Genomic DNA, 12,734 nt, shown 5'->3' on the forward strand with positions numbered 1-12,734 from the left:
ATTGTCTAACCGTGTACTCTTTCCCAGAGCAACAATCCCCAGGTTAGCCCGGCCATGATCAACGACAGCATGACCGCCGCCGAGCCGATGTCCTTGGCACGCCCGGACAGCACATGATGCTCGGGGCCAATGCGATCGACCACGGTTTCCACCGCGCTGTTGAGCAACTCGACGATCAGCACGAACACGCAGCTGCCGACCAGCAGGATCCATTCCACCGGCGTCTCGCCGATCCACCAGGCGAAGGGCAGCAACAGGGCGCAGATGCCCAGCTCCTGACGGAAGGCCGCCTCATTGAGAAAGGCGGCCTTGAGCCCCTTGTAGGAATAACGGGTCGAATGCTTCAGGTGGTTCCAGCCGGTGTGGCTCGGTTTCATGCGCAGGCTCTCGTGATGTGCCGAATCGACAATATTCAAAGAAAAAGCAATGCCATTCCAGACGTTATCCTACATGCAGCCGCAAACGGGAAAGTTTCATCCTGTCGGTTTCATTCAGGCCTGCAGCGTAGCGAGACAGCCTCAGGGACCATGGTCGCGTTGCCCGTAGTGCGCCTCAGAGACTAGGCTGAAGCATCGTTTTACGCATCGATTGACCATCCGTCGCATCAACGCCAGGAGAATGCCATGCCCCGTGTCTTGATGGTCCGTGATCAGCAGCCGCGCTGTCAGGTCGAGGACATCGACGACGACCAGTTGCCGAACCGCGCAGTCACCGTCGATATCGAGTATTCCGATCTGAATTACAAGGATGCCATGGCGGTCACCGGCAAGGGCAAGATCGTACGCGACTATCCGATGGTGCCGGGCGTGGATTTTGCCGGTGTCGTACGCGAGTCGAGCGACGACCGCTATGGCCGCGGCGACCGCGTGATCCTTACCGGCTGGGGCGTGGGCGAGCGCTACTGGGGCGGCTATGCCGAGACCATGCGCGTCGATGCCGGCTGGCTGGTGCCCTGCCCCGACCCGCTGACCACCCGTGAGGCCATGCAACTGGGCACTGCCGGACTGACTGCGATGCTCAGCGTGATTCGCCTGGAACAGGCCGGCCTGCCGGCAGGCAGCAAGGTGCTGGTCACCGGGGCGACCGGGGGCGTGGGCAGTTGGGCCGTGCAGATGTTGGCCCATCTCGATTACGAGGTGCATGCCGTCACCGGCAAGCCCGACCAGAGTCAGTGGCTCAAGACGCTCGGGGCGACGGAAATTCACGACCGCGCCGAGTTCGAGTCCGATACCCGTGCGCTGGAGAAAGGCCGCTGGGCCGGGGCGGTGGACAGCATCGGCGGCAAGGTGCTGGCCAATATCCTCGCCCAGATGGATTATCACGGCCGTGTCGCGGCGGTCGGCCTGGCCGGCGGCGCCGACCTGCCGACCACGGTGATGCCGTTCATCCTGCGTGGCGTCTCGTTGTTGGGCACCGACAGCGTGATGATTCCCTTCAAGCAGCGTCGGGTTGCCTGGCAGCGCCTGGCAGCGCTGCCCAACGGACTGTTCGCGAAGATGCATGTCGACGAGATCGGCCTCGACCAGGTCAGCGACGTCGCCGAGGCGATGATGGCCGGCAAGACCTACGGACGCGTGCTGGTCGACCCGCACAAGTAACGCTTTCACAAGGGCAGGTTGGCGCGCCTTGGTAACTCACCCTGGCTTTGCGCTAGAATCAACGCCTTGCGCTCTTAATGGATCGGGTTCGCCAGCCATGCCCCTGCGTATTGCCATCAACGGTTATGGCCGTATCGGCCAATGTGTATTGCGCGCCCTCGTCGAACGGCGCGCCCAGGCGGGCCTGCAGGTCGTAGCGATCAATGAGCTGTCCGACCTCGCCACCATCGCCTACTTGACCCGTTACGACACCACGCATGGGCGTTTTCCCGGCCACGTCGACACGCGAGGCGGCGAACTGCTCATCGATGGCCAGCCCATCCGCATTCTGTCCGAGGCCGACCCCGACCGCCTGCCCTGGGCCGAACTGGACATCGACCTGGTTTTGGAATGCTCGGGCAGTTTCAAGGATCGCGCCACTGCCGAGCGCCACCTGACCGCCGGGGCCAAGCGTCTGCTGTTCTCGCAGCCGGCCGAGGCGGACGTCGACGCCACCATCGTCGGGGGCATCAATGAACACACACTGCAGCCCGACATGCGGGTCATTTCCTCGGCCTCGTGCACGACAAATTGCCTGATCCCGATTCTCACCGTGCTCGACGAGGCATTGGGCATCGAGCACGGCGTGACCACGACCATTCATTCGGCGATGAACGACCAGCCGGTGATCGACGCCTACCACAAGGCCGACCTGCGCCTGACACGCTCGGCCATGCAGTCGATCATTCCCGTCGACACCGGATTGGCACGTGGCATCGAGCGTCTGATGCCGGCCCTGGCCGGACGTTTCGAATGCCTGCACGTGCGTGTGCCGACCATCAACGTCTCGGCCATGGACATGGCGATTTCCGTTCGCCGGCGCACCGATGCCGCCGAAGTCAATGCGCTGCTGCGCGACGCCAGCCAGACCCGCCTGGCCGGCCGGCTTGGCTACACTGAAGAGCCCATGGCCTCGGTCGACTTCAACCACGACCCGCGCTCGGGTATCGTGGACGCCACCCAGACCCGCGTGGCCGGCGGCCACCTGATCAAGATGCTGAGCTGGTTCGACAACGAATGGGGCTTCGCCAACCGCATGCTCGACATCGCCGAGCGCCTGGCAGGTTTCGAGGCCCCCAGCGAACCCGCCCTGCGCCAGCACCGCTTTGAAACGTAACGCCGGTTTGCAACGAAAAGAGGAACGAGCCACATGAACGTGCGCAAGATGACCGACCTGGACCTCGCTGGAAAGCGTGTACTGATCCGCGAAGATCTCAATGTGCCGGTCAAGCAAGGACGCGTCACCAGCGATGCCCGCATTCGTGCCTGCCTGCCGACCATCCAGGCGGCGCTGGATGCCGGCGCCAAGGTGCTGCTGATGAGCCACCTGGGCCGCCCCACCGAGGGCGAGCCGGCCGAGGAATTCTCCCTGGCGCCGGTAGCCGAGCACCTGAGTGGACTGCTGGACAAGCCGGTACGCCTGGTCAAGAACTATCTCGATGTCTCCCTCGACCTGATCGCCGGTGAGGTGGTGCTGCTCGAGAACGTGCGCTTCAACGAGGGTGAGAAGAAGGACGACGAGGCGCTGGCCCAGGCCTACGCCAAGCTCTGCGACGTCTACGTGATGGACGCCTTCGGCACGGCCCACCGCGCCCAGGCCTCGACCCACGGCGTGGCCCGCTTCGCCCCCGACGCCTGCGCCGGCCCGCTGCTGGCCAAGGAGCTCGAGGCGCTGGAGAAGGCCCTGGCCACACCCGAGCGGCCGATGGTGGCCATCGTCGGCGGCTCCAAGGTCTCGACCAAGCTCGAGGTGCTCAACGCACTGTCCGAGAAGTGCGACCAGTTGATCGTCGGTGGCGGCATCGCCAACACCTTCATTGCTGCGTCCGGTTACAACGTCGGTAAGTCGCTGTATGAAGCCGACCTGGTCGATCAAGCCAAGGAACTGATGGCCAAGGTCGAGATCCCGCTGCCTACCGACGTGGTCGTTGCCACTGAATTCTCCGAGTCCGCCGATGCCGTGATCAAGCCGGTCGACGAGGTCCAGGACAACGAGATGATCCTCGATATCGGCCCCGAGACGGCATCGCTCTTCGGCGGGCTGCTCAAGAATGCCGGTACCATCCTGTGGAACGGTCCGGTTGGCGTGTTCGAGATCGACCAGTTCGGCAAAGGCACCGAGGCATTGTCCAAGGCCATCGCCGAGAGCAACGGCTTCTCCATCGCCGGCGGCGGCGACACCTTGGCCGCCATCGACAAGTACGGCATCGAGGACAAGGTCTCGTACATTTCCACCGGGGGTGGTGCCTTCCTCGAATACGTCGAGGGCAAGGAACTTCCCGCCGTGGCTGCATTGGAGGCGGCCGCGAAGTAAAATACAGGGACAGCCAACCCTAGCGTCTGCCGGACGTCGGTCACGAGACCGAGTCCGGCTATTCAATTCAGGAAAGCAGAAACACATGGCCCTGATCAGCCTGCGTCAATTGCTCGACCACGCCGCCGAATACGGTTATGGCGTCCCCGCCTTCAACGTCAACAATCTCGAACAGATGCGCGCCATCATGGAAGCCGCCGACAGGACCGACTCGCCGGTCATCGTCCAGGCCTCCGCCGGTGCCCGCAAGTACGCCGGTGCGCCCTTCCTGCGCCACCTGATTCTCGCCGCGGTCGAGGAGTTTCCGCACATTCCGGTGGTCATGCATCAGGACCACGGCACCAGCCCCGCCGTGTGCCAGCGCTCCATCCAGCTCGGCTTCTCCTCGGTGATGATGGACGGCTCGCTGGGTGAGGACGGCAAGACGCCGACCAGTTACGAATACAACGTCGACGTGACCCGGCGCGCCGTCGAGATGGCGCATGCCTGCGGCGTCTCGGTGGAAGGCGAGCTGGGCTGCCTGGGTAGCCTCGAAACCGGCATGGCCGGCGAGGAAGACGGTATCGGCGCCGAGGGCAAGCTTTCCCACGAGCAGATGCTCACCGATCCGGAAGAGGCCGCCGACTTCGTCAACAAGACCCAGGTCGACGCCCTGGCCATCGCCATCGGCACCAGTCACGGCGCCTACAAGTTCACCAAGCCGCCCACCGGCGACACGCTGTCGATCTCGCGCATCAAGCAGATCCACGAGCGTATCCCCAATACCCACCTGGTCATGCACGGCTCCTCCTCGGTGCCGCAGGAGTGGCTGGAAATCATCAACGAATTCGGTGGCAAGATTCCCGAAACCTACGGCGTGCCGGTCGAGGAAATCGTCGAGGGCATCAGGCACGGCGTGCGCAAGGTCAACATCGACACCGACCTGCGCCTGGCCTCCACCGGCGCCATTCGCCGCTTCCTGGCCCACAATCCGGCCGAGTTCGACCCGCGCAAGTATCTCAAGGAATCGGTCAGCGCGATGCGCGATCTGTGTATCGCCCGCTACGAAGCCTTCGGCACCGCCGGCAATGCCAGCCGGATCAAGCCGCTCAGCCTGGATGCCATGTTTGAGCGCTACGCGCGCGGCGAACTGGACCCGCAGGTGAACTGAGACGCCCCGTCCTCAAGAAGGTCTTTCCCCCGGGAAAGGCCCTCAGGTTGATGACAAACCCGGTCCAGTTGGACCGCGAATGCTAATGAGCAGGATCGGGGCAGGCTGGCGCGAAGGTCATTCGGCATGGATGCCGAATGTAGCGCCCATGGATGGGTTCATAGCGCCTTCGCAAAAGCCTGCCACGATCAGGAACAGCACTTTGTCAGTAGTCTCAAGGCTTTTCCCTGGGAAAGGCCTTTTTTGTGGCTATCCTTCGGGGTCATGCAACGACTCAGGGAGGAGTCCGTGACGGGAAGTTTATGGATCATTGCCGCCGCCTTTCTGTGGGGCATCGGTGGCGGCCTGGCCGGCATCCTCATCGAGCGGGGCTGGGATCCGCTGGTGGCGGCTTTCTACCAGGGAGCCATCGGTTTCGTCTTGCCGTTCGTCTGGCTGCTGCTGCAGCCGAAGCGTCGCTGGCAAGGCAATCGCGCCCTGACTGCCTGGTCGGTGCTTGCCGGCCTGGGCATCGCCGGCAATATCTCGCTCTACTTCCTTGCCATTCAGCACATCAATGTCGCGGTGGCGGCCACATTGATGTACACCGCACCGATCTATGTCTATCTGGTGTCTTTCATCGCCGGGCTCGAACGCCAGACAGTCACCAAATGGCTGTGCATCCTGCTGGTCATGGCCGGGACCGTCCTGCTGACCGGCGTGCTTGGCACCGAGGCATCCAGCCTATCCCTTGCCGGCGTCGCCGCCGGGATCGGGGCCGGGCTGGCCTATGCCGTGTTCATTTTCGGTTTCAAGCATGCCTCGTTGTTCGGACAGCCTCATCTGGCACTGAATATCGTCCTGTTGACGTTCGTCGTGGTGCTGCTTCCGTTCATCGATTACCGACAGGCGGCCAAGGCCGCCGTATCCAGCGATATCGGCTGGTTCATTCTGCTGGGGCTGTTCGGCACCGGCATTTCGTTCCTTTTCTACCTTTACGGGCTGCGCCGCACCTCGCCCACGATTGCCTCGATCGTTGCCATGGTGGAACCCGCCACGGCATCCCTGTTCGGCGTCGTGATCCTCGGCGAGACATTGAATCTGGCCCAAGGTATAGGCATGGCGCTCATCCTGCTGACCGTGACCTACCTCAGCACACGCCAGGCTTGAGCATCCTCGTCATGCGATTCAGCGGGACGTATCGAACGCCAGCAGGTTGTCGAAGGCATCGGAGAAATAGCGCTCGTAGGTATCCTTCTCCACGTAGCCCAGATGCGGTGTGGCAACGAGGTTGGGCAAATCCAGCATGGGGTGCGCGAGCAACGGCTCCTGCTCGAAGACATCGATTCCGGCACGCCCCGGCCGCCCATGACGTAGCGCTGCTTCCAGCATGCCAGGGCCGATCAGCTCGGCACGGCTGGTATTGATCAGCATGGCATCGGGCGACATCGCCGCCAGATCCTCGGCGCCGACGATGCCGCGCGTATCGTCGTTGAGGCGCAGGTGCAGGCACAACACGTCGGCGCGTTCGAACAGGTCGCGCTGGCTGGCGGCCACTTCGAGCCCGGCGGCGCGCGCCCGCTCCTGCGAGCCCTCGCGGCCCCACACCAGCACCCGCATGCCGAACGCCTGCCCATAGCGGGCCACCAGGCTACCGATCCGCCCCAACCCGAAGATGCCCAGCGTGCGGCCATGCAGGGCGGTCCCCAGCGTGCGCTGCCAATGGCCGGCCTTGAGGTTCTCGACCTCCTGGGGCAGATGACGCGCCGTCGCCAGCACCAGCGCCCAGGTCAGCTCCGCAGCGGCGTGCGGCAGTCCGGACCCGGTGACGACCTGCACGCCGTGCCGCTCGCAGGCCTGCCTGTCGATATGGGCAGCGCCGCCGCCGGTCTGGCTGATTACCTTCAGGTCGGGCAGGCGCGACAGCAGCGCTTCGTCGATGCGCGTGCGCTCGCGAATCAGTACCAACCCCTCGACGCCGACCAGCCGCTCGGCCAACGCCTGCGGGTCACGGCAGGTGTCGTTGAAGACCAGCACCTCATGCCCGGCGAGACGGGTGAAAGCGTTCAATGTACGTACCGCATCCTGGTAATCGTCGAGAATGGCAATTTTCATGGCGAACCTCATGAAGTGGGGTAACGGGACGGGGAAAACGCTGACTGCCTACGACACAGTACGAGTCGGATGATTTGCCTGCTACACTTCGGGCCCTTGCCGTTTCGCCGAGCCCACCTTTCGATGCGTAGGACATAGCATGGTTTCCTCTTCCCCGTCTCTTCATCCTTCGCTAACGCTGCGTCACGGTGTCTGTCTGGCCGCCATTCTCGCCGTTCTGGGCTACCTGCTGTTGGGTCCGGCAGAGCCTATGCTATGGCGGGCCAGCGTTATCATTGCGCTTTCCATCGCACTGTGGGCCACGGGCTGGCTCCCCCAGTGGCTGACGGCATTCGTGTTCTTCACGCTGTGTACGGTCGCCGGTGTCGCCCCGGCCGGTACGGTGTTCGAAGGCTTCGCCTCGGCGGCGACCTGGCTGGTGTTCTCGGGGCTGGTGATCGGTGGGGCCATCCATCACACCGGACTGGGCAACCACCTGGCCAACCGGGTAGGGCCCCGGCTCTCGTCGTCGTACACCACGGCGATCGTCGGCGTGGTAACGCTGGGGGTGTTGATGGCGTTCGTCATGCCGTCGGGCATGGGACGCATCGTGCTGATGGTGCCGATCCTGATCACGCTGGCCGATCATCTCGGCTACGCAGCCGGCCGCCAGGGACGCACCGGCATCGTCCTGGGCGGGATCATGGGTACCTTTCTGCCCACCTATGCCATCCTGCCTGCCAACGTGCCCAACACTGTGCTGATGGGGGCGGCCGAAGCCGTTCTCGGCGAGCCGCCGACCTACAGCGGCTATCTGCTGCTGCACTTCCCCGTGCTCGGCCTGCTCAAGGCGATACTCCTGACGGGACTATTGCTGAAACTCTATCCCGATAGCGATCCGACTCCCCTTTCCCGGCCCACCCCCGATAGCGCCTCGCTGGGATGGCATGAACGTGCCCTGGCGTTGCTGCTGGGCATCGCCGTCGTGTTGTGGTTCACGGATAGCTGGCACGGAATTTCTCCGGCCTGGATCGGCATGCTCGCCGCCCTCGCCTGTCTGTTTCCCGGTACCGGGCTGATGCCCGACAAGCCGATGCAGTCGTTGAATTTCGAGCCGTTTGTGTATGTCGCCGGTATCGTCAGCCTGGGCGCACTGGCCCATGACAGCGGTCTGGGCGATCGGATCGCCGAAGGCGTGCTGACGCTGTTGCCGTTATCGACGGCAGCCGACTGGCAGATATTCGGCATGCTCTCGGGCCTGGCCACCGCCCTGGGCACATTGATCACGCTTCCTGGTGTGCCGGCCGTCCTGACCCCATTGGCCCCGGAACTGGCCAATATCACCGGCTGGTCGGCAGACGCCATCTACATGACCCAGGCCGTGGGCTTCTCGACCGTGCTGCTGCCTTATCAGGCGCCCCCACTCATCGTCGGGATCCTCATGGCCAAGCTGTCGCTTCGCGAAGCAACACGGGTCTGCTTGATCATGGCAGCAGCGAGCATAATCCTGCTCTGGCCGCTCGATTACCTGTGGTGGCAAGTGTCGGGCTGGCTCTGAAGACGTCCGAGCTTTCCTATAAAAAGCGAGCGCGAAAATGATGCTCACCCGGAGCAGTATCGTTGTACACCGCTTCGAGCAGTAACGGGTCCAGCGCCGGATCGTCTACCTCCAGCAGGCCACACTGGCAGAGCGCTTGGCGCAGGGTCATTTGTGCATCGAGGCGCTCGTAAATCACCCGTACGCAACAGGGCATACGCTCGCTATTGTCGGCAACGCCCAGCTTGAGCCCGGACAATCGCGATACGCGGCTTTGAAAGCTGGGAAACAGGATGGTCTGGGTGAGTTCGTGCCCATTGATGGTTTCGTGATCGATGAGGAAGATGCGTTCGGCGAGCTTTAGCGCAACCCCTTCGTAGCGGTTGTGGCAGGGACGCCCACCGGGATGGGGGTGGAGGCGCTCGGTACGCTGATAGACGATGCCGTCGCCGCGGGACTCGAGAAACACCAGTGTGCGCAATAGTTTGCCCGGCTGCGCCATCGAGCGGTAATACTCGAAGTAGCGTCCAAGATAGCGCTCCATTCCCTCGCTGCCGCGTGCCCAGAGCGCTGCAGGCCAGGCCGGCTCGCCAGCGGGCACTGCCGCCTTGCGCCCTGCCTGCACCAATGTCTGGAAGGTCTCGTGCGGCATCGCCAACTCGTCTTCCTTCACGCCGAAAAAGGTGCAGATCTGTCGCAGCGCAACATTGCGCGGCCGATAGCGCCCGCTGAGATAGCGGTTGAACTGGGCACGGTTGATCGACAGTCGCCGGCAGACATCGGCAATGGAAGGGTAGTAGCTACAAAGCAGGCGCAGGTTGGCGGCGAAATCGTCGTGCATGGTTGTCGTTCCCAAAGCCTGTCGTTCTGTCAGGCAGGTGGTGCAGTCTGGTGCAGTCGATGCCGCGCATAATGCACCAGAGTGCAGCGCAGCGCCAAATTCCGCATCCGGTTCCAACTGGTTAAATGTTCTCCGCGCTACCAACAACACAACAGCGGAGGCATCTGCATGCTCGATTTTCTCAATGACCTGCTCTGGGGCAAGGTCCTCCTCGTACTATTGGTTGCAGTGGGAGTTGGCTTCTCGCTGGCTTCACGTTTCGTCCAGTTTCGCTATTTCGGTCGCATGTTCCGTATCCTTGGCGCCAGCGAGGCCTTTCGCAAGGACAAGTACGGCCATCTCAGCTCCTTCCAGGCTCTGGTCCTATCAGTCGCCGGTCGCGTCGGTGGCGGCAATATCGCCGGCGTTGCCGTGGCGATCACGTTGGGCGGCCCCGGCGCGGTATTCTGGATGTGGGTGGTCGGCCTGATGGGCATGGCCACCAGCTTCCTCGAGTGCACCCTGGCGCAGACCTACAAGCAGGCCGTCGGCGACGGTACCTACCGTGGCGGCCCGGCCTATTACATCGTCAAAGGACTGGGCAAACGCTGGGCCTGGCTGGCTGGCCTCTATTCGCTGCTGCTGTTGCTGACCTTCGGCTTCAGTTTCACTGCCCTGCAATCCTATGCCGTGTCCACCTCCTTCAGCGATGCCTTCGGTGTCCCGGTCCTTTACAGCGGCATTGCGCTGGCCATGGTCGTCGGCCTGATCATCTTCGGCGGGATCAAGCGCATCGCGCGGATTTCCGAAGTGCTGGTACCCATCATGGCCGGCGGCTACCTGCTGATCGCCCTGCTGGTGTTGGGTCTCAATATCGAGAAATTGCCCGAGGTTTTCGTGCTGATCGTCAAGAGCGCGTTTGGCCTGGAGCCTGCCGTGGCCGGCGGTATCGGCGCCGCCATCATGATGGGCCTCAAGCGCGGCCTGTTCTCCAACGAGGCCGGGCTGGGCAGCGCTCCCAACGTGGCTGCAGTCGCCTACGTGCCGCACCCCGCCAACCAGGGCGTGGTCCAGGCCTTCTCGGTGTTTATCGACACCGTGGTCATCTGCTCCGCGACCGCGTTCCTGATCCTGCTCAGTGGCATCTACGATCCGGCTGCCGGCGGCAGTGTCGAGGGTATTGCCCTGACCCAGGCCGCATTGGCCGACCACGTTGGTGAGTGGGGCCGTGCCTTCGTCAGCGTCGCACTGCTACTGTTCGCTTTCAGTACCATTCTCTACAACTATTATCTGGGCGAGAACAGCCTGAACTTCTTCAGCCGCAACAACCAGAACCTGTTCAATGCGTTTCGTGTCGCCATCGTATTGCTGGTGTGCTGGGGTGCGACCACGGATCTGGGCACGGTCTTCGGCTTTGCCGATGTCACCATGGGCCTGTTGGCGGTGGTCAACCTCATCGCGCTGATTCTGCTGTTCAAGCAGGGCCTGCGCATCCTCAAGGACTTCGACAACCAGATTCGTGACGGCATCGACCATCCGGTCTTCGATGCCAACCAGCATCCTGACATGAACCTGGATCCAGCCTCCTGGGAACTCGAGCCGGAAGATCGTGACCGGTTGCATCGCCGACTCGGCAATGCACCGGATGTCCCCTCGTTCTGAGGCGACTTGCCCGCCCCCTCCAGCGGAGCCCCGTGCACGGGGCTCCGCTACGCTGCTTCCCTGAAAAAGCGAACGCCGACATGAATACAGTGACAGAAACAGGCCTGACAGCTGGCAAAAACCCGGTGGCGCCTTCACTGCCTGATAATGTGTGCATGCCGAGCCTCTCGGTGGGAGTTTGCCCATGACGCGTGTGCTTGTGCTACATACCGGCGGCACTATCGGCATGCAGGCGTCTGCGCATGGCTACGTGCCTGCGCAAGACTTTGCCGAGCGACTCGCCACGCACCTCGTCGCCGATGCCCGGCGATCATTGCCTGACTACGACCTGGAAGAATTGCATCCATTGATCGATAGTGCCGACCTGGCGCCGAACGACTGGAATCGCCTGGTCGCTCGGCTGGCCGTGCACTGGCCGGCCTATGATGGCTTCATCGTATTGCACGGCACGGACACGATGGCCTATACCGCCTCGGCGCTGTCGTTCATGCTCGGCGCGCTGGATAAACCCGTGCTGCTGACAGGCGCCCAGATTCCTCTCGGCGAGCCCCGCAGCGATGCATTGGACAACCTGGTCACGGCGTTGCAAATGGCGGTGCACCCTGATGTGCCACGTGAGGTGGGGATCGTTTTCCATCAGCGCCTGTTGCGTGGCAACCGCGCCCGCAAGGTGCATAGCCAAGGCATGGCCGCTTTCGACTCGCCCAATGCCCCTTGGCTTGGCGAGGCCGGAATCCAGTTGCGCTTCACTTCTCGAGGTCTGCCAGCAGGCGCCGCGCCCGATTTCACGCCGGTGGGTTTCATTGCTGATGCGGTAGCACTATTCACGGTGCATCCCGGTCTCTCTGCGACACTGCTTGATAATGTGCTGGAGCACGCCGGGCTGAAGGCGCTCGTATTGTCCACTTACGGAGCCGGCAACCCACCGGGACTCGAGGGCCGGCTCGTCCCGGCACTGCATGAGGCTAGCCGACGCGGTGTCGCCATCTTCAACCTGACGCAGTGCCTGCAGGGCCATGTCATCCAAGGGACGTACGCAACGGGAGGGGCATTGACGGCTGCCGGGGTGACCGGCGGGCAGGACATGACGCCCGAGGCCGCGATCAGCAAGCTTCACGTACTGCTAGGACGTGGCGTGACCGGGGAAGCTCTAAAGGTGGCCTTCCTGTGTCCGGACCGTGGCGATATTACCCCAGGTTGAGCTGACAGCTCCTGCAATGCCGAGTCAAGGCTCCAGCTTGTCCAGTACCTTGCGGGCCCGGCTCGCCCCGCGGGCCCGACGCACGGCTTCCTGGCCGGCACGCCGTCCGACAACACGTGCCACGCCCGCCAGCATCCCGGTCGCCGCGCCCCACACCAGGGCATCACGCCATTTCACATCGGGATCGTCGGGGTTCATGGGCGGCTTGCCCAACTGACGCTCATAGGCTTTCACGGCACATTTGCGTGCCGTCACGCCGGCGGCAACCGCGACACCCGTACTGAGCAATGACCAGAGTCTGTCCTCGCGCATGATTAATTCCTAATTGAGCAAACGTCAC

12 protein-coding genes are annotated in these 12,734 nt (G+C 63.0%); 8 read left to right on the forward strand and 4 right to left on the reverse strand.

Annotation, left to right across the window (positions count from 1 at the left end; genetic code table 11):
- Window positions 1–5 precede the first annotated feature (5 nt).
- A complete protein-coding gene (locus MHM84_RS17390; RefSeq protein ID WP_239267603.1) occupies window positions 6–377 on the reverse strand; it encodes a diacylglycerol kinase in 372 nt (123 codons plus the stop codon).
- 246 nt (window positions 378–623) lie between these two features.
- Between MHM84_RS17390 and MHM84_RS17395 the strand changes: the two genes are divergently transcribed.
- From MHM84_RS17395 to MHM84_RS17415, 5 genes are all read left to right on the forward strand, one after another.
- Window positions 624–1,598 carry an MDR family oxidoreductase gene (locus MHM84_RS17395; RefSeq protein ID WP_239267604.1) on the forward strand — a complete coding sequence of 325 codons (975 nt, stop codon included), beginning with the start codon at window positions 624–626 and terminating at the stop codon, window positions 1,596–1,598.
- A 97-nt stretch (window positions 1,599–1,695) separates the two neighbouring features.
- Window positions 1,696–2,754 carry a glyceraldehyde 3-phosphate dehydrogenase NAD-binding domain-containing protein gene (locus tag MHM84_RS17400; protein ID WP_239267605.1) on the forward strand — a complete coding sequence of 353 codons (1,059 nt, stop codon included), beginning with the start codon at window positions 1,696–1,698 and terminating at the stop codon, window positions 2,752–2,754.
- Between the two features lie 33 nt (window positions 2,755–2,787).
- On the forward strand, window positions 2,788–3,951 hold the full coding sequence (locus tag MHM84_RS17405) for a phosphoglycerate kinase (protein WP_239267606.1): 1,164 nt from the start codon (window positions 2,788–2,790) through the stop codon (window positions 3,949–3,951).
- A gap of 85 nt (window positions 3,952–4,036) precedes the next feature.
- Entirely contained in the window at window positions 4,037–5,101 is a 1,065-nt protein-coding gene (gene fba / locus MHM84_RS17410) for a class II fructose-bisphosphate aldolase (protein WP_239267607.1), read from the forward strand.
- 288 nt (window positions 5,102–5,389) lie between these two features.
- Window positions 5,390–6,250, forward strand: coding sequence for an EamA family transporter (locus tag MHM84_RS17415; protein ID WP_239267608.1), 861 nt, complete (start codon window positions 5,390–5,392; stop codon window positions 6,248–6,250).
- Between the two features lie 18 nt (window positions 6,251–6,268).
- Here MHM84_RS17415 and MHM84_RS17420 read toward each other — a convergent pair whose 3' ends face one another.
- Window positions 6,269–7,195: a D-2-hydroxyacid dehydrogenase family protein gene (locus MHM84_RS17420; protein WP_239267609.1), complete on the reverse strand. Its 927-nt coding sequence runs from the start codon at window positions 7,193–7,195 to the stop codon at window positions 6,269–6,271.
- 139 nt (window positions 7,196–7,334) lie between these two features.
- Here MHM84_RS17420 and MHM84_RS17425 point away from each other — a divergent pair, with 139 nt between their 5' ends.
- Window positions 7,335–8,732 carry an SLC13 family permease gene (locus MHM84_RS17425; RefSeq protein ID WP_239267610.1) on the forward strand — a complete coding sequence of 466 codons (1,398 nt, stop codon included), beginning with the start codon at window positions 7,335–7,337 and terminating at the stop codon, window positions 8,730–8,732.
- Between the two features lie 16 nt (window positions 8,733–8,748).
- On the opposite strand, the gene MHM84_RS17430 is transcribed toward MHM84_RS17425, so the two are convergent.
- Window positions 8,749–9,552, reverse strand: a complete 804-nt coding sequence (locus MHM84_RS17430; RefSeq protein WP_239267611.1) for a helix-turn-helix transcriptional regulator — start codon at window positions 9,550–9,552, stop codon at window positions 8,749–8,751.
- Between the two features lie 168 nt (window positions 9,553–9,720).
- Here MHM84_RS17430 and MHM84_RS17435 point away from each other — a divergent pair, with 168 nt between their 5' ends.
- The gene (locus MHM84_RS17435) at window positions 9,721–11,193 is read left to right on the forward strand and encodes an alanine/glycine:cation symporter family protein (RefSeq protein WP_239267612.1); all 1,473 of its coding nucleotides are present in this window, start codon (window positions 9,721–9,723) and stop codon (window positions 11,191–11,193) included.
- A 184-nt stretch (window positions 11,194–11,377) separates the two neighbouring features.
- Complete coding sequence (locus MHM84_RS17440; RefSeq protein WP_239267613.1) at window positions 11,378–12,394, forward strand: asparaginase domain-containing protein; 1,017 nt, start codon at window positions 11,378–11,380, stop codon at window positions 12,392–12,394.
- A gap of 24 nt (window positions 12,395–12,418) precedes the next feature.
- On the opposite strand, the gene MHM84_RS17445 is transcribed toward MHM84_RS17440, so the two are convergent.
- Window positions 12,419–12,706 carry a DUF4235 domain-containing protein gene (locus MHM84_RS17445; protein WP_239267615.1) on the reverse strand — a complete coding sequence of 96 codons (288 nt, stop codon included), beginning with the start codon at window positions 12,704–12,706 and terminating at the stop codon, window positions 12,419–12,421.
- Between the last annotated feature and the right edge of the window lie 28 nt (window positions 12,707–12,734).

Origin of the sequence: Halomonas sp. McH1-25 (assembly GCF_022348165.1) — a bacterium.
Classification (GTDB): Bacteria; Pseudomonadota; Gammaproteobacteria; order Pseudomonadales; family Halomonadaceae; genus Modicisalibacter.